This is a genomic window from Streptosporangium oxazolinicum, assembly GCF_039537505.1.
Lineage (GTDB): Bacteria > Actinomycetota > Actinomycetes > Streptosporangiales > Streptosporangiaceae > Streptosporangium > Streptosporangium oxazolinicum.
In genome coordinates this window covers 152567-168996 of record NZ_BAABAQ010000005.1, presented here as the reverse complement: position 1 = coordinate 168996, position 16430 = coordinate 152567, and the positions used below count along the sequence as shown (strand labels likewise).

The following is a 16430-nucleotide window of genomic DNA, read 5'->3' as shown; positions in this document are numbered from 1 at the left end:
ACCTTCCCTCCCGCCGGTGTCGCTGGGTTCGAGCGTATTCGCAGGTGGGCGTAGGTCGGCTCGGGGTGTTCTCAGGGTGGTCCCCGATGCGCCGGTCCCGGACGGGATACCAGGATGGGAAACGCATACCCTGGATGGAAATCGGGCGACTGGAGAGCACATGGCAGGCACCGGGGTCATCGAGGACTACGTGACCGGCCTCAGCCGTACTCTCAGGGGTCCTCGGCGACCGAAGCTCGACATGATCACCGAGGCGCGCGACAGCCTGCTCGACACCGCCGAGGCGCTGGAGGGCGGCGGCCTGAGGCGCGAGGAGGCCGAGCGGGCCGCCGTCGAGGAGTTCGGGTCGATCCGCGAGATCGCGCCCGGCTACCAGGAGGAGCTGTCCAACGCGGCGGGGCGGAGGCTGGCCGCGTTGCTGTTCGTCAGCGTGCCGCTCACCGCGATCATGTGGAGCGTGATCTGGAAGATCTTTCCCTCCGCCCCGGCGACGTACGAGAGCATGCCGGACTGGTTCGTCCCGGTCGCCCGCGGTGTGGACATGCTCCAGATGTTCATCGGGGTGATCGGCGGGCTCACGCTGTTCGCGCTGCGCAGGGGCCTGCGCAGGATCAGGCGGCCCCGGCTCGTCACCCGGGCCCTCGCCCTGTTCGTCTGGGCCATGCTGCCGGTCATGCTCGTGTTGTGCGGGGCGCTGATGTACGGCTCGCGGGGGTCGGCCGACTTCAGCGGCTACCCGCCGGGGATGGGCGCGTCGCTGGTGAGCTACGCGGTCTGGCTCCTGCAGTTGTACGGGGCCTTCCACTGCCTGAGGGTCACCCGGCGCGAGCCCGCCCCCGCGGTCACCTGAGGCCGGTGACCGCCTGAGCCCCCGCGCGTGGCGCCGGGGGTCCGGGACCGGGCTGTAGAGGATGTAGAGGCGTGACCGGCGGCTCCGCGAGGCGTCAGCGGGTGGTGCGCGGTTCCAGGACGCTGCCGATGACTCCGGCGAACTCCCGCCAGGCGGAGCGCTCTCCGGCGAGGGCCGTGCGTCCCGAGGCGGTCAGCCGGTAGGTGCGCCGCTTGCGCCCGCCCACTGTGGCCCACTCGCTGGCCAGGTATCCCGCCTGCTCCAGCCGTCGCAGCGCCGGGTAGACCGTGCCCGTCGGCACGTTCAGCGCGCCGCCGCTGCGCGCCTGGAGCGCCTCGATGATCGCGTAGCCGTGCAGCGGCTCGTGCTCCAGCACGGAGAGCAGCAGGGCGTCCATGTGACCGCGGAGCGCGTCGGTGTTCACCCGGCCACCTCCGCCCGCCGGGCGGGTCCCCTGTCACCGCGTCCGGCGGTCCGTTCGCTTCGCTCGCTCACGTCGTCAGCCTACCTCTCGTATAGACATACTACATGTAGGCGTTCTACATGTAGAGTGTCTATAGGTAGACAGACATAACAAAGGAGGTGAGACCGTGGACGTGCTCGACCTGGCCCGGACACAGTTCGCCGTGACAGGGAGCCTCCACTTCCTGTTCGTCGTGCTGACGCTGGGCCTGGCCCCCCTGATCGCGATCATGCACACCCGCTACGCCGTCACCGGCAGGCCGGTCCACGAACGGGCGACCCGGTTCTGGGGCCAGATCTATGTGATCAACTACGCGCTCGGCATCCTCACCGGGCTGGTGATGGAGTTCCAGTTCGGCATGAACTGGAGCGGCCTCTCGCACTACGCCGGGGACATCTTCGGCGCGCCGCTCGCGATCGAGACGCTCGGCGCCTTCTTCCTGGAGTCCACCTTCCTGGGTCTGTGGATCTTCGGCTGGCACCGGCTGCCCAGGTGGCTCCACGTGGCGTGCATCTGGGTGGTGACGCTGACCGCCTACGTCTCCGCCTTCTGGATCATGGCGGCCAACTCGTTCCTGCAGAACCCGGCCGGAGCCGTGGAGCGGGACGGCCACCTGGTCCTCACCGACTTCGGCGCGCTGCTCACCAACCCGACGCTGACCATGGCACTGCCGCACGTCATCGGCGCGGGCCTGTGGACCGGCGGTTTCGTGGTGATGGGGGCCAGCGCGTACCAGCTGTTCCGGCGCACCGCCGAGCGGGAGTTCTTCACGAGCTCGCTCCGCACGGGAGTGATCACCTCGCTGATCGGCTCGCTGATCACGGTCGGCTTCGGCTACGCCCAGTTCAGCCCGATCTCCCAGTTCCAGCCCGGCAAGTTCGACGACGGGGGCCTCGCCGGACTGGGACTCGGTTTCATGATCACAATCGGCCAGCTGATCCAGCTCCTCATCCTGTTCGTGCTGGCGCCGACCGTGTACTGGCTGCCGCGCTGGCGCTGGACGCACCCCGTGCTGATGGCGCTCACCCCGCTGCCGTTCGTGGCGGCGATCCTCGGCTGGCTGGCCAGGGAGTCCGGCCGGCAGCCCTGGATGGTCAACGGAAAGCTGACCGTCGCCGACGCCATGTCACCCGGCCTCACCCCCGGGATGGTCACCGTCTCGCTCATCGCCTTCGGCGGCGTACTCGCCCTGCTCGCGGTGATCGACTACGTGCTGATCGCCCGCACCGTGCGACGCGGCCCCGCCGCCGTCACCCTCGGCGCGGACGCGCCGGCCGACCCCCCTGAGCGCGCACACGCGCTCAGCCACTAGAGCTTCCAGGGAGAGATCGTGGACATCCTCTGGCTTGGCGTGTTCGCCCTCCTGCTGATCGGCTACTTCGCCCTGGAGGGCTTCGACATCGGCCTGGGCATGCTGCTGCCCGTACTCGGCAGAACGCGGAGGGAGCGGGACGAGGTCGTCGCCGCGATGGCGCCGTTCGTCCTGGCCAACGAGGTGTGGCTGGTCGCCGTGGCGGGCGTGCTGTTCGGCGTGTTCCCCTCGATCGAGGGAGATGTGCTGTTCGGCCTCTACCCGCTGGTGGTCTCCCTGCTGGTGTCGTGGATCGTGCGCGACGCCGGGCTCTGGTTCCGCCGCCGCGCCGACGGGAGCGCGTGGCGGGCGACCTGGGACTGGGCGATCGTCGTCGGCTCGTACGGCCTGGCGCTGAGCTGGGGCATGGCCCTGGTCGCGGTGGCCGGCGGCCTGACGGGATCCGCGATCGGCCTGCCGGGGCTGGCGGGCGGGCTGGCGGTGGCCGTGCTGCTCGCCTTCCACGGGTGGACGTTCGCCTCGTGGCGGCTGCCCGGCCGGGTGACCGGCGCGCGCCGCACCGGGCGGGCGCTCCTGCTGTCGGCGTGCGCCGCCGCGGCGCCCGTCGCGGTGCTGCTCGCCGTACTCGCCCCCTGGCTGCTCGACCGGATGGCGCCCACCGGGACGCTAAGTGTGTTGAGTGTCATGATTCTGCCCTTCGCGCCGGTCATGGTGGGTGCGCAAGTATGGGTGTGGCGGACGTTCGGTCCCGGGCGCGCCGCCTCCGATCGGGTTCCGTCGTTCTTCTGATCTCCCTAGGGTTGGCATGCACAAGGATCTGGTACGGCTGGCGCTGGGTGAGCGGGCCGTCCGCCGTCACCTGGCCGTGTGCCTGGCCGCCGCCGTCCTGACCGGGCTGCTCGTCCTCGTCCAGGCGGAGCTGCTCGCCGGGGTGCTGTCCGGGCGGTTCGCGGCCCCGGCCCTGGTCCTGCTGGCACTGGTCGTCGGCGTCCGGGCGCTGCTCACCCTGGGGCAGGGGATCGCCGCCGGGCGGATGACCACCGGGGTGAAGTCCGCCCTGCGGCACCGCCTGCTGGCGCGGCTGCGGGATCTGGGCCCCGTCAGGCCGGCCTCCCAGCGCTCGGGCGAGCTGGTGACCCTGACCGGCCGGGGTCTGGACGCCCTCGACCCCTACCTGTCGGGCTACCTGCCCGCGGTGGCGGTCGCGGCTGTCGTGCCGATCGCGGTGCTCGTCCGGCTGTTCGCCGCCGACCTGGCCAGCGCGGTGATCGTGCTGGTCACGCTGCCGCTCATCCCGATCTTCGGGGCGCTGGTCGGCATGCACACCAAGGCCGTGACCGAACGCCAGTGGAGGGCCCTGTCCCGCCTCGGCGGCCACTTCCTGGACGTGGTCAGGGGCCTGCCCACGCTGCGCGCCTTCGGCAGGGCCCGCTACCAGGCGGAGGTGATCCGGCGGGTGGCCGACGCCCACCGGGCCGCGACGATGCGCACCCTGCGGGTGGCGTTCCTGTCCTCGCTGGTGCTGGAGCTGGCCGCGTCGCTGTCGCTCGCCCTGGTCGCCGTCCCGGTGGGCCTGCGGCTGCTGTCCGGTTCCCTGGACCTGTCGACCGCGCTGCTGGTCCTGCTCCTGGCGCCGGAGGCGTACCTGCCGCTGCGCACCATGGGCGGCAGGTTCCACGCGGCGATGGAGGGGGTCGCCGCCGCCGACGAGGCGTTCGCCGTACTCGACGGCGAGGCCGGGGCGACGAGGGTCTCCGACGTTTCCGGGGTGGGGCTCGCGCGCAGCGGGCGGGCGGGCACGCGTACGGCGGGAACGCCGTGGAAACCGGAACCGGGATCGGCGCCGGGATCCGGGCCGGGAAGGGCTCCGGAGATCCGGCTGGAGCACGTCACGGTGCGCTACCCGGACCGGGAGGAGGCCGCGCTGGAGGACGTGTCGCTGGTGATCGCGCCCGGTGAGCGGGTGGCGCTGGTCGGCGAGAGCGGAGCGGGCAAGAGCACCCTGCTCCACCTGCTGCTCGGCTTCGTCACCCCCTCGGAGGGCAGGGTGCTGGTCGACGGTGCCGAGATCGACGACCATGACTCCTGGCGCGCGCGGCTCGCGTTCGTACCGCAGCGCCCGCACCTCTTCGCCACCTCGGTGGCCGACAACATCGGGCTCGGCGCCCCCGGCGCGACCATCGGCGAGATCAGGGCCGCGGCGCGGGCCGCGCAGGCCGACGAGTTCGTCACGGCGCTGCCGGAGGGGTACGACACCGTGCTCGGCGAGCGGGGGACGAACCTGTCGGCCGGGCAGCGGCAGCGGGTCGCGCTGGCCCGCGCGTTCTGCCGCCCGGACGCCGGGCTGCTCCTGCTGGACGAGCCGACCGCGCGGCTCGACGGCCGCAGCGAGGGCGCGGTTGTGAGCGCGACCCGCGACCTCGCCGAGGGCCGCACCGCCGTGATCGTCGCTCACCGGCCCGCGATGATCGACCTCGCCGACCGGGTGATCCGGATCGCCGACGGCCGCGTGGTGGCCGGGGAGAGACCCCGGGCGGGGACACGAGAGGAGATCTCCTCGTGACCGACAGCAACGGGATCCCGGCGGGCCGGACGGGTGGACGACCGGTGCCCCGGACGGACGAACGACCGACGAGCCGAACGGACCAGGGGCCGGTGGACCGCACCGGCGGGCGGCCGACGAGCCGGACAGACGAGAAGCCTGTAGAGCGATCGGCGAGCCGGGGCGGCGGGCGGCTGGTCCTCGCCGCCGCGGCGGGGGCGGCGGCCGAGCTGGTCGGGCTCGGGCTGATCGGGTCCGCCGCGTGGCTCATCACCAGGGCCGCCGAGCAGCCGCCGCTGGCAGCGTTGAGCGTGGCGATCGTCGGGGTGCGGGCGTTCGCGACGACCAAGGGCGTCTTCCGCTACGGGGAGCGCCTGGCCGGTCACGACGTGGCGCTGCGGGCCCAGGCGACGACCAGGGAGCGGCTCTACCGGGCGCTCATCCCCGCCGGGTCGCCGAACCAGCGGGGGGCCGACCTGCTCAGCCGCATGGTCGACGACACCGACGCGGTACAGGACCTGCTCGTACGCTGCCTGCTCCCGGCGGTCGCGGCGCTGGTCACCGGCGTGGCCGCGGTGGTGATCGGGCTGTTCCTGCTCCCGGTGGCGGTGCCGGCGCTCCTGGCCGGGCTGCTGGTGGCCGGGGTGCTGATCCCGGCGAGCACGGCCGCCGCCGCGCGGCGCTGGTCGGCGCGGATCGCCCCGGCGCGGGCGGACCTGGCGTCCCGGGTCGCCGACCTGGTGCACGGGGCGGCCGACCTGGCCGCCTACGGCGCGGACGAGCGAGCCCTGGCCGCCGCCGCCGAGGCCGATGCCCGGCTGGCGGCGCTGGAGCGCAGGCAGGCGCGGGCGAACGCGGTGGCCTCGGCCCTGGGCCTGCTCACCCAGGGACTGACCGTGGCGGCCGTCGTCCTGCTGGCGAGGAACTCCGGGGCGGGCGCCGTGACCACCGCGGTGCTCGCGCTGATCTCGCTGGTGTGCTTCGAACCGGTGCTGCCGATGGCCGCGGCCGGGGAGCGGCTGACCGGGGTGCTCGCCGCCCTGCGCCGCCTGCGGGAGGTGGGCGCGACCCCACCGGCGGTGGCCGAACCGGCCGTTCCCGTCGCGGTCCCCGACGGGCCGCCGACCGTCGAGGTCGAGGACCTGGTGGTCCGGCACGGCCCCGGTCTCGCCCCCGCGCTGGACGGCGTCAGCCTGACCCTCACCCCCGGCAGGCGCGTCGCCCTGGTCGGCCCCAGCGGCGCGGGGAAGAGCACCCTGCTGTCGGCCCTGATGCGCCTCGTCGAGCCCGAGTCGGGGACGATCCGGGTCGGCGGGGTGGACGTCCGGGAACTGGCCGCCGACGACGCCCGGCGGGTGATGACCGGGCTGACGCAGGATCCGTACGTCTTCCAGACGTCGCTACGGGACAACCTGCGGCTGGCGGGCCCGGAGGCCGGTGACGAGGAGCTGGCCGAGGCGGTGCGGCGGGCGCGCCTGGACCGGTGGGTGGAGCGGACCGGCTGGGACGCGATCCTCGGGGAGGACGGGCGTACGGTGTCCGGGGGCCAGTTGCAGCGGCTGGCGCTGGCGAGGGCGCTGCTGCACGACCCGCCGGTGCTGCTGCTGGACGAGCCCGCCGAGGCCCTGGACGAGGCGACGGCGGACGCGCTCATGGCCGACCTCCTGGACGCCACCCACGGTCATACGACGCTGCTCGTCACGCACCGCCTGCGCGGGCTGGAGCCGATGGACGAGATCGTCGTGCTGGAGAACGGTTCGGTGACGCAGCGGGGCACCCACCGGGAGCTGGTGTCCGCTCCCGGCTACTACCGCGACCTGTGGCGCTCGGAGGCGCTCACCGCCGGGCGGTGAGCGCCTCCGAAGCGCTCCCTGAGCGCGTTCGAAGCTAAGGGTGATACCCGGCTCCACCTGCACATACAGTCCACGGTGATCCACCGTCATCCGGCTTCGTCCAGGGTCGTCGTCACCCAATTGGTCACTCAGTGATGTGCCCGTCCGAGCCGGTAGAGCGCTCTTGGGCTACTCAGAAGTGGCGCGACTGTCTCAGTCTCACTCGGGGCCGCTCAGCTCTTGATACGCCTCGCGTAGTTCTGCGGCTTCCGGCATGCGGCGCGTCTCGATCGCGCCGATCACCTCGCGTGCCCTCCAGTAGTTGGACGGCACCAGCACGCCGCTCGTCATGGTCGTGAGGGCGAGCTGACCCGCCTCGTCGGGCTGGTCGGTGGCGAGAAGCGCCAGAGCGAGGTCAAGGCGCGCGGAGGCCGCCCGACGCGGGCGAACCAGCCCGTCCGCGGCCGACTCCAGGCGGGCGAGCACCTGCCGGGCGTACGGCTCGGCGGCCGGGTCCCCCAGCCATGACAGCGTGGTGGCCACGTACGCCTCGCTCTTGGAAGGGTCGTAGCGGTAGTGGTGCTCGGGATGCTCGGGCACCGACAGCGGCGAGACCAACCGGGCGACGCGGTTCAGGGCGTCCCGCGTCTCCGGGCCGGATCCGAGCCGTGCCCAGATCCGGCCTTCCTGCGCGGTCGCCTGAATGTAGGCCGAACCGGTGCGCGGTGCGATCGCCTGCGCCCCCCGGGTCAGGGTCAGGGCGCGGCGATAGTCGCCGGTGGTGACCGCCTGCCACGCCTCCGTCTCCAGACACCACGCGGCGATCTCGGGATGCTCGGCGTGCTCGGCCAACTGCGCGGTCGTCCGAAGCCACGTTCCGGCGGCCCCGAACTGACGGAGGTCGATGTGACAGGTGGAGGCCAGCAGCGACAGCCAGCCACCGGCCGTCAGAAGGCGGCGGTGCTCGGCGAACGTCTTCTTGGCATCGACCAGGTGTGAGACGTACGACAGGTGCCGACGCACCCGTTCCAGCAACTCGGCCGGTGGTGTCGCCTGGTAGGCCATCGCGAGGTCGTCGACGGCCGACTCCAGCCGGTCAAGCGTTTCGGTGCCCACATCGCTGGCGGCGACACGACGGGCCAGCTCCAGCGCCTCGATCTCCTCGGCGAAGTGAGGGGTGCCCGGCGTCGCGCTGTCCGGCTCCTCGCTGAACAGCTCGGCTTCTTCCATGCCGAACACCCGGCAGTAGAGCAGCCGGTACGGGTCCTTGGGCCGGTGCTTGCCCGCCTCCCAATCCTTGATGGCGCGGATCAGGGAATCCCGCTCGGGCAGGCGGGCACGAGTGCGCGGATCGGCGGCCTCGGCGAGCTGCCGGGCCATCTCCCGCTGCGTCCACAACTCGCCACGCCTCGCGGCGCGCAACCGCAGCGCCCAGGCCGGAACGTTACCCATTGTGTGCACCTCGGGGGACGTCGAATCCTCCTGTCTCCCCCAGTCTCCCCACTCTCACTGTCGGCGCGGGATACTCGGCGATGTCATGGGAGCACCAGGAAAAACGGAACCCGCAGGCGCGGTAACGCCGTACGGGTCCCTTGATCGCACACTGGAGGTGCGACCCATGGACAACTGTAGAACCGTCCCGCCCGCCGTTGACGATGACGACAGTGGAGATCCACGACAGGGCGCTGCGCGTCGTTCAGCGGCTGCTCGCGGAGCGGGGAATCCGTACCCACCGTCATCACACGATCAGTCTCGGACTTTTCGCCAGTCGCGCGGCGGAACCTCCTTCGCCCGACAAGCCCGTGAGCTGGTGGACGGAACGCCACCCGCCTGAGCTGGCCGTGATCGGTGCCCGGGGCGGACGTGAGGCCACGGTGACCATGGGTCCGCGCTCGGGCAGCTATCTGCTCTCCCTGCGCGACGGCTCCGATCTCCTGGCGGTACGAAGCGAGCATCCCGAACAGGTGGTCGCCCTGATCGTGGCCGCTCGGAGGTCGTGACCGTGCACGGCTGGGTCATCCTGGGCGATGCGGCCACCAAGCGCGTCAACGGCCAGGAGGTCGTCGTCACGGCCGACAAGTCGGGCGACATCGGGTCGGTCATCAGGGCGTGGGAGGAGGCTGAGCGCCACCGAATGCTGTACGAACTGGGCAACCTCGGCCGCCTGGTCGATGCCGCGATAACCCGCCTCCAGCTCCACCACCGCACTCCGGGCAGTCGCGGAAAACACCCGCTGAGAACCGACGACATCAAATGATCACTGGTCGGGTGCGGCGAGAGACCTCCCAGGGTTGCGTTGCCGTACCCGGCCGACGACCAGCGTTCCGGTTTCGATGGAGGCTCTGAACGTGCCGCCGGGGTCGTGGCGCATGGCCATGACCCCGGCGGCACGCCCGCCGCTGAGGCTTACTCGCCGGTCTTCTCGGCGAGGGTCACGGTGACGGTGCCGGGCTGTCCGTCGCGGACGTAGGCGATGGTCACCTGCTGGCCCGGCTTGAAGCCGCGGACGGCTCCGACCACGGTGGCGGCCTCGTCCACGGTCGTGTTGTTGATCTTGGTGATCAGGTCGCCCTGCTCGATGCCCGCCTTGGCCGCGGGGCTTCCCTCGGTGACCTGGCCGACCAGGGCGCCGCCCGCGTCCCCGGTGGCGTCGGTCACGCTCACGCCCAGGAAGGCGTGGGAGACCCTGCCGCTCTCGATGAGCTGCTGGGCGACCTGGTTGGCGGTGGTGATGGGGATGGCGAAGCCGACGCCGATGCTGCCCTCCCCGCCGTTGGTGGCGATGGCGGTGTTGATCCCCACCACCTGCCCGGCCGCGTTGACCAGCGCCCCTCCCGAGTTGCCGGGGTTGATCGCCGCGTCGGTCTGGATGGCGCCGCCGATGGTGGTGCTCCCGCTCCCGCTCTGCTGCTGCCTGCCCCAGCCGGGCGGGAGTTGCTGCTGGCCCTGGTCGCCGCCGACGGTCAGGGTACGGTTCAGCGCGCTGACGATTCCCGCGGTGACCGAGCCGGACAGGCCGAGCGGGCTGCCGATGGCGAGGACGGAGTCTCCCACCTTCAGCCGGTCGCTGTCGCCGAGCGAGGCCTTGGTGAGGCCGGAGACGCCCTCCGCCTTGATGACCGCGAGGTCGGTGGCCGGATCGGTGCCGATGATCTTCGCGGTGGCGGACTTCCCGTCGCTGAACTTGACGGTCACCTGGCTGCCCGGACCCCCCTGGCCCCCGGCCTCCACCACGTGGTTGTTGGTCAGGATCAGGCCGTCTTCGGACAGCACCACCCCGGACCCCTCGCCCCCTCCGGCGGCGGTCCTGATCTCGATCGACACCACGGAGGGCTGGACGGCCTGCGCGATGTCGGCCACCGTGGTCGCGTTGCCGACCGGGCTGACCACCGGGCTGGACGACGAGACCTGGGCGGTGGCGCCGCTGTTAAGACTCGTCGCGACGAAGGCCCCCGCGACCCCGCCACCGACGGCCATGGCCGCCAGTGCGAGACCGGTGCCTATCTTCTGCCCGGCGGTGAGCCGCCCTCGCTGCGGGGGGACCGCCCCCGGTCCCCCGTATCCCCCGAGCCCCCCGGGCCCTCCGGCCCCTCCGGGCGCCTCGGCGGCGAGCTGTTCCGGCACCGGGTGGATCAGCGTCGGCTGCGGCCCGGTGTCGGCATCGGCGTCGGCGCGGTAGGCGCCGACGCGCGGCGGAACCTTGCCGAATTGGGTCCAGCCGTCGTTCCCGGGGGTCGCCTCGGCCGGTGTGCCCTGCTGCTCGTTCCTGTTCGGGTCCATGTCTTCCCCCAAGTCCTACATCCCCCCGGGTTCGACGGGGCGGAGGCCGGTGTTCACCGATTAGGGAAAACAATGCCTGATCCCGCATAAGACCTGGTTAAGGGCCTGATCGCGACGATCGGAATCCTCTGACAACGGCTTTATCCGCCGTGCTCAACACGGGTCACGGCCACTGAAAATCACCGGCGGACATCTCGCGGGAAGGTGCCGCCACCGGGCGGCTCAGGAGGAGGTGGGCCGGTACTCGTCGCGCAGGAGGCGTTTGTAGAGCTTTCCCGTGGGATGCCTGGGCAGTTCCTCGCGGAAGTCGACCGACCGGGGACACTTGTAGGGCGCGAGCGCCGAGTGGCAGTACTCGATCAGCTCGGCCTCCAGCTCCGGGCCCGCCAGGTCCATGGAGACCGGCTGGACGACGGCTTTGACCTGCTCGCCCATCTCCTCGTCGGGGACGCCGAAGACGGCCACGTCCGCCACCTTCGGATGGACGGACAGGACGTTCTCGGCCTCCTGCGGGTAGACGTTGACCCCACCAGAAATGATCATGTATGAGCGGCGGTCGGTGAGGTAGAGGAAACCCTCCTCGTCGAGGTAGCCGATGTCCCCGAGCGTGGTCCAGCCCCGGCCCAGGGGGTCGCGCGAGGCCCGCGTCTTGTCCTCGTCGCCGTGGTAGACGAACCGGGGACCCTTGGAGAAGTAGACAGTGCCGTGCTCGCGCGGCGGCAGCTCGTTGCCGTCCTCGTCGCAGACGTGGACGACGCCGAGCAGCGGGCGGCCGACCGTGCCCCGGTGCGCGAGCCAGTCCTGCGGTCCGGCGTACACGAGGCCGTTGCCCTCGGTCCCCGCGTAGTACTCGTGGATTATCGGCCCCCACCAGTCGATCATCTTCTCCTTGACGGGGACGGGGCAGGGGGCGGCGGCGTGGATCGCGCAGGTCAGCGACGACAGGTCATAGCGGGCGCGGATCTCCTCGGGCAGCTTGAGCATCTTGATGAACATGGTCGGCACCCACTGCGAGTGGGTGACGCGGTGCCTCTCGATGAGCGCGAGCGCCCGCTCGGGATCGAACCTCTCCATGACGACGAGCGTGGCGCCGATGCGCTGGAAGCTCATGCAGTAGCGCAGCGGGGCGGCGTGGTAGAGCGGCGCCGGGGAGAGGTAGACGCTGTCGGCGGAGGGCGCGAACAGGAAACGGATGAGCTTCAGCAGCGGCCCCGGGGTGTCCAGCGGAGCCCTGGAGAGGGTGGGCTTGACGCCCTTGGGCCGTCCGGTGGTGCCCGAGGAGTAGAGCATGTCCGCGCCCTGGCACTCGTCCTCGACGGGGGTGGCGGGGTGGGCCGCGACGGCCTTCTCGTACGAGTCGAAGCCGGGGGCCACGCCGTCCAGCATGAGCCGGAGCCCGACGCCGGGCGTGCGGTCCACGATGGAGGCGGCCACGTCCGCGAGGGCGGCCGAGGAGACGAAGACCCGGGCGCCGCAGTTGTCGACGATGTAGGCGAGCTCGTCGGTCTTCAGGCGCGAGCTGATCGCGGTGTAGTACAGGCCCGAGCGGTGCGCGGCCCACGCGACCACCAGGAACAGCGGGTGGTTCTCCAGCATGAAGGCGATGTGGTCACCCGGCCGCAGCCCCGCGGCGCGGAAGAGGTGGGCGAGGCGGTTGGACTCCTCATCCAGCTCACGGTAGGTGACGACCCGCCCGGAGTCCGCCATGATCACAGCGGGTTTGTCCGGCGAGACGGCTGCGATCGCTCCCGGGTGCATGAAACCGAACATTACTCGGTGAGAAGTGTGCTGAGAAGTGTCCGCGCGGCCGGGCCCCCGGTGCCGGCCTTGGGTCCTTCCGAAGTTCCCCCAGGCCCCTCGGAGGCTGCGAGAAGTGCCCGCACGCGGCTGGGCCGCGACCTCGTGGACGAGATCGCGGCCCAGCGGTAGATCAGACCGTATGGATCAGGCGTGGCTGTAGATGTGCTCCCAGCCACTCTGGTAGCCGTGGGGGCGGCCGTGGTCGCCCCGGCTCACCTTGACGTAGATGTGCTCGGCGCCCTCACCGGAGAAGGAGTAGAAGCCGGGCTTCTTGGAGCAGTTCTTGAAGCTCTTGTAGCTGGTCGAGCCGTCGAAGCCGACGACCTTGAAGGTCTCCCACGCGCAGAAGTGCCTGGGCTTGCTCCACCACTTGTGGTTGGTGAGCTTAGTGTCGACGGTGTAGTGGTATTCGTTCTCCCACTTCCACGCGCGCTTCTTGAACCACTGCTTCACCCACTTGCACTTCTTTTCACCCTTGTACCAGGTGCACTTCTTGACGATCTTGGAGTACTTCTTCCAGTACCAGTGCTTCTGTGACTTCTTCTCCACGGTGACCTTGCCTTCGGCCTCCGCCTTCTTGTCACCGGAGTAGTACGGACCCCATGTGTCGGCGAAGACGGGGGTCGCGGAGGTGCTCGCGGCGACGGTCTGGACGGGGGTCACGGTCTCGGCGTTGGCCATCGCCGGGGTAGCCGTGACGAGCAGGGCGGCCGTACCGGCGCCCAGGAGGATTCGGCTGGCGAATCGCATTTCGAGGGGTTCCTCTCGGGAGTGAGGATTTTGACGCCCAAGTTGTACGATGCGCCGATTGACCGTAACTTTCACTTCACTTAAAAGACGAGGTCATGCCAATGATCAAATCATATTACTTGCCGGATAAGTCGTAAAATAGCGCTAAATGATCAGTTTGATAATCCGGTCAGTTACGCGCGAGACGGCGGGCGACGGTGTCCCCCAGGGTCTGCACGAGCTGTACGACGACGACCAGCACGACCACGGTGACGATCATGAGCGTGGTCTCGAAACGCTGGTAGCCGTAGCGGATGGCCAGGTCCCCCAGCCCTCCCCCGCCGATCGCCCCGGCCATCGCCGAGTACGAGATCAGCGCGACCACGGTCACCGTGAGCCCCGCGACCAGGCCGGGCATCGCCTCGGGCAGCAGGACCTTGCCGACGATGGTCCCCCGTCCGGCCCCCATCGCCTGGGCGGCCTGCACCTTGTCCCTGCCGACCTCGCGCAGCGCGGTCTCCACCAGCCGGGCGAAGAACGGCGCCGCGCCGAGCGTGAGCGGGACCACCGAGGCGATGGTGCCGATGGTCGTGCCGACGATCAGCCTGGTCAGCGGGAGAATCGCGATCATCAGCACGATGAAGGGCAGCGAGCGGCCGATGTTGACGATCAGCCCGAGCACCCGGTTGAGCGCGGGCGAGGGGAACAGCCCGCCCCGGTCGGTGGCGACCAGCGCCACCCCGAGCGGGAGGCCGAGGATCACCGTGAACAGGGTCGACCACAGGACCATCTGGACGGTCTGCCCGGTCGACTCCAGCAGCAGCGGGAACATCTCTTCCCAGGTCATCGGGCCTCCTCGACGAGCAGGCCGCGTTCGGCCAGGTAGGTGAGCGCGGCGGCGCGCTCGTCACCGGTGACGAGCAGGCGCAGCCGTCCCGTCGAGACGCCCGCCACCTCCTCCAGGGCTCCGCCGAGGATGTTGACGTCCACGTCGAACTTGCGGACCACCTGCGAGACCACCGGCTCCTCGGCCTGCCCGGTGAAGGTGATCGTGACGTGGCCCGGCTCCGGATCGGGCAGCGGGAACAGCTCCGCGGCGAGCCTGGAGCCCGGCCTGGAGAGCAGTTCGGCGATGGTCCCCGACTCCTCGACCAGGCCGTCCCGCATGATGGCGACCGAGTCGCAGATCGACTTGACGACCTGCATCTCGTGGGTGATCAGCAGGATCGTGAGGCCGAGCTCGCGGTTGAGGCGCTTGAGCAGGGCCAGGATCGACTGCGTGGTGCCGGGGTCGAGCGCCGAGGTGGCCTCGTCCGAGAGCAGGACGGGAGGGCTTCCGGCCAGCGCGCGGGCGATGCCGACCCGCTGCTTCTGCCCGCCCGACAGCTGCGCGGGGTGCGCCCCCGCCTTGTCGGCCAGCCCGACCAGCTCCAGCAGCTCGGCCGTACGCCTGACGCGCTCGGCCTTGGCCACCCCCATGACCTCCAGCGGGAAGGCGACGTTCCCGGCGACCGTACGGGAGGAGAGCAGCGCGAAGTGCTGGTGGATCATCCCGATCCGCTGCCGGGCCCTGCGCAGGTCACCCTCGCGCAGGCCGGTCAGCTCCTGCCCCGCCACCGAGACGGTGCCGGAGGTGGGCCGCTCCAGCAGGTTCACGCAGCGCAGCAGGGTGCTCTTCCCGGCGCCGCTCTGCCCGAGCACGCCGTATATCTCACCCTCGCGGACGTGGAGATCCACCCCGTCGACGGCGACCACCTCGCGGCCCCGATCCTGATAGACCTTCCGCAGGCCAGATACATCGATCACAGCTGGTCACCAACGCGACCCTTATTTGCCCTCATTCCCGACATGTTATGTGAGACCGATCACCCGCCACGAGTTCCCGTCTCCGGCGAGCAGGTCCTCACCGGTACGGGTCCCGCAGGGGGACGACCCTCTGGGCGAAGTCCTCCTTGATAGCCCGCATCCTCGCCCCGGGCGCGTAGAAGCGCCCCTTGGTCTCCCCGTACGGCGTCAGCCACCCCTTGGCCGCGAGGTCACGCAGGTCCCTGGCCGCCTGTCCCTGGCTGAGCGACTCGTCCAGCTGGTATCTGCTCCGGCGCAGCCGCCGGTTGACGAACACCTCGTACAGCGCCGAGACGGTCCGGGCGTTGAGCCCGTCGGCGTCGACCTGCTTCTCCAGGAGCATCCACACCTCCCCCGCCTCGGAGAGCCTGCGTCCGACCCGCTGGGCCTGGAGGTGGTGGGCGCGCAGGCAGAAGCGCACCCAGTGCAGCGTGTCCCCGTGCGGACTCCAGTGCCGCCGCTGCGCCCCGGCCAGAGCGTCGTAGTAGTCGTAGGTGTTCCTGTCCTGTCCCAGCCACTCCTCGATGGAGGAGAACTCCGGGGTCGTGATCCGGTCCCTGCCGAGCACAAGTGTCTGCAGCGCCCGCGACATGCGGCCGTTGCCGTCCCGCCAGGGGTGGATGCTCACCAGGTTGAAGTGGGCCATCGCCGCCCGTACGTAGCTCGGCGCCTCCAGGTCGCCCTCGTTGAGCCAGCCGACCAGCTCGGCCATGAGCTCCGGCACCCGTTCGGCGTCGGGCCCCTCGTAGACGACCTCCCCGGTGGCGGAGTTACGGACGTAGATGCCACCGGGCCGCACCGCGCCCGGCGTCTTGTCGTGGTGGTGGCCGATCATCATGAAGTTGAGCGCGTGGAGCAGACCGGCGTCGAACGCGAACACCGGCGCCCGGGAGAGCACCTGGATGTAGGTCAGCGCCTGCTGGCAACCGGAGATCTCCCTGGCGACCGCACCGGAGGTCTCCAAAGGGTCCTCACCGGCCATGATGGACTCGATGTCCTCGACACTGGCCCGGTAGCCCTCGATCGAGTTGGATCCCTGGATGGCCCGCGCCTGAAGCTGGCGCCGGAGCTGGCCGTCCCAGCGGTGGGGTTCCGCGAGGCGGTATTTCAGGTCGCGGCGCATCTCTTCGATCTCGCCGAGGACCGCTTCGTCGACGGCCTCCAGGGGAGGCGTTCCGTACAGCATGGAGTCCATGCCAGCATGAACGAATCATTCGGTCAAGCGACTTGATGATTTGCCCATTTATATTTGATAAGCCCGTTCCGTACGGAAACGA

General features: G+C 70.5%; 15 protein-coding genes. 7 read left to right on the top strand and 8 right to left on the bottom strand.

Annotation, left to right across the window (positions count from 1 at the left end; translation table 11 throughout):
* The first annotated feature begins 160 nt into the window (after positions 1–160).
* Positions 161–850, top strand: a complete 690-nt coding sequence (locus ABD817_RS16210; RefSeq protein WP_344918744.1) for a permease prefix domain 1-containing protein — start codon at positions 161–163, stop codon at positions 848–850.
* A gap of 94 nt (positions 851–944) precedes the next feature.
* Here the strand turns inward: ABD817_RS16210 and ABD817_RS16205 are convergent, their stop codons facing one another.
* Positions 945–1274, bottom strand: a complete 330-nt coding sequence (locus ABD817_RS16205; RefSeq protein WP_344918743.1) for a PadR family transcriptional regulator — start codon at positions 1272–1274, stop codon at positions 945–947.
* A 166-nt stretch (positions 1275–1440) separates the two neighbouring features.
* On the opposite strand from ABD817_RS16205, the gene ABD817_RS16200 reads away from it, so the two are divergent.
* Genes ABD817_RS16200 through cydC form a run of 4 tightly spaced genes read left to right on the top strand, consistent with a single transcriptional unit; the run spans position 1441 to position 7020 of the window.
* Positions 1441–2625, top strand: coding sequence for a cytochrome ubiquinol oxidase subunit I (locus ABD817_RS16200; protein WP_344918742.1), 1185 nt, complete (start codon positions 1441–1443; stop codon positions 2623–2625).
* 18 nt (positions 2626–2643) lie between these two features.
* Positions 2644–3414, top strand: coding sequence for a cytochrome d ubiquinol oxidase subunit II (locus ABD817_RS16195; RefSeq protein WP_344918741.1), 771 nt, complete (start codon positions 2644–2646; stop codon positions 3412–3414).
* Between the two features lie 16 nt (positions 3415–3430).
* Positions 3431–5188 carry a thiol reductant ABC exporter subunit CydD gene (cydD, locus tag ABD817_RS16190; protein WP_344918740.1) on the top strand — a complete coding sequence of 586 codons (1758 nt, stop codon included), beginning with the start codon at positions 3431–3433 and terminating at the stop codon, positions 5186–5188.
* Complete coding sequence (gene cydC / locus ABD817_RS16185) at positions 5185–7020, top strand: thiol reductant ABC exporter subunit CydC (RefSeq protein ID WP_344918739.1); 1836 nt, start codon at positions 5185–5187, stop codon at positions 7018–7020. Before cydD ends, cydC begins: the two co-directional genes overlap by 4 nt.
* Before the next feature lie 198 nt (positions 7021–7218).
* On the opposite strand, the gene ABD817_RS16180 is transcribed toward cydC, so the two are convergent.
* On the bottom strand, positions 7219–8451 hold the full coding sequence (locus ABD817_RS16180; protein WP_344918738.1) for an NsdA family TPR-like regulatory protein: 1233 nt from the start codon (positions 8449–8451) through the stop codon (positions 7219–7221).
* Positions 8452–8663: 212 nt separating this feature from the next.
* Between ABD817_RS16180 and ABD817_RS16175 the strand changes: the two genes are divergently transcribed.
* On the top strand, positions 8664–8999 hold the full coding sequence (locus tag ABD817_RS16175) for a hypothetical protein (protein WP_344918737.1): 336 nt from the start codon (positions 8664–8666) through the stop codon (positions 8997–8999).
* A 2-nt stretch (positions 9000–9001) separates the two neighbouring features.
* Positions 9002–9256 (top strand): hypothetical protein, encoded by a 255-nt coding sequence (locus tag ABD817_RS16170; protein WP_344918736.1) that lies wholly within the window; start codon positions 9002–9004, stop codon positions 9254–9256.
* Between the two features lie 149 nt (positions 9257–9405).
* Here the strand turns inward: ABD817_RS16170 and ABD817_RS16165 are convergent, their stop codons facing one another.
* The 6 genes from ABD817_RS16165 to ABD817_RS16140 all read right to left on the bottom strand — a co-directional run bounded on the left by ABD817_RS16165 (position 9406) and on the right by ABD817_RS16140 (position 16348).
* The gene (locus tag ABD817_RS16165) at positions 9406–10779 is read right to left on the bottom strand and encodes a S1C family serine protease (protein ID WP_344918735.1); all 1374 of its coding nucleotides are present in this window, start codon (positions 10777–10779) and stop codon (positions 9406–9408) included.
* Between the two features lie 222 nt (positions 10780–11001).
* Positions 11002–12537, bottom strand: a complete 1536-nt coding sequence (locus ABD817_RS16160; protein ID WP_344918734.1) for an acyl-CoA synthetase — start codon at positions 12535–12537, stop codon at positions 11002–11004.
* Between the two features lie 186 nt (positions 12538–12723).
* Entirely contained in the window at positions 12724–13329 is a 606-nt protein-coding gene (locus ABD817_RS16155; protein WP_344918733.1) for a hypothetical protein, read from the bottom strand.
* 169 nt (positions 13330–13498) lie between these two features.
* Complete coding sequence (locus ABD817_RS16150) at positions 13499–14155, bottom strand: methionine ABC transporter permease (protein ID WP_344918732.1); 657 nt, start codon at positions 14153–14155, stop codon at positions 13499–13501.
* Positions 14152–15114 (bottom strand): methionine ABC transporter ATP-binding protein, encoded by a 963-nt coding sequence (locus tag ABD817_RS16145; RefSeq protein ID WP_344918731.1) that lies wholly within the window; start codon positions 15112–15114, stop codon positions 14152–14154. The genes ABD817_RS16150 and ABD817_RS16145 overlap by 4 nt, the downstream gene beginning before the upstream one ends.
* Positions 15115–15211: 97 nt before the next feature.
* A complete protein-coding gene (locus ABD817_RS16140; protein ID WP_344918730.1) occupies positions 15212–16348 on the bottom strand; it encodes a Fic family protein in 1137 nt (378 codons plus the stop codon).
* Positions 16349–16430: the final 82 nt, after the last annotated feature.

Bases quoted from the DNA above. Each gene is read 5' to 3' on its own strand.
- ABD817_RS16160 (WP_344918734.1), bottom strand. From the start codon at position 12,537: ATGCACCCGGGAGCGATCGCAGCCGTCTCGCCGGACAAACCCGCTGTG.
- ABD817_RS16140 (WP_344918730.1), bottom strand. From the start codon at position 16,348: ATGGACTCCATGCTGTACGGAACGCCTCCCCTGGAGGCCGTCGACGAA.
- ABD817_RS16165 (WP_344918735.1), bottom strand. From the start codon at position 10,779: ATGGACCCGAACAGGAACGAGCAGCAGGGCACACCGGCCGAGGCGACC.
- ABD817_RS16155 (WP_344918733.1), bottom strand. From the start codon at position 13,329: ATGCGATTCGCCAGCCGAATCCTCCTGGGCGCCGGTACGGCCGCCCTG.
- ABD817_RS16150 (WP_344918732.1), bottom strand. From the start codon at position 14,155: ATGACCTGGGAAGAGATGTTCCCGCTGCTGCTGGAGTCGACCGGGCAG.
- cydD (WP_344918740.1), top strand. From the start codon at position 3,431: ATGCACAAGGATCTGGTACGGCTGGCGCTGGGTGAGCGGGCCGTCCGC.
- ABD817_RS16210 (WP_344918744.1), top strand. From the start codon at position 161: ATGGCAGGCACCGGGGTCATCGAGGACTACGTGACCGGCCTCAGCCGT.
- ABD817_RS16180 (WP_344918738.1), bottom strand. From the start codon at position 8,451: ATGGGTAACGTTCCGGCCTGGGCGCTGCGGTTGCGCGCCGCGAGGCGT.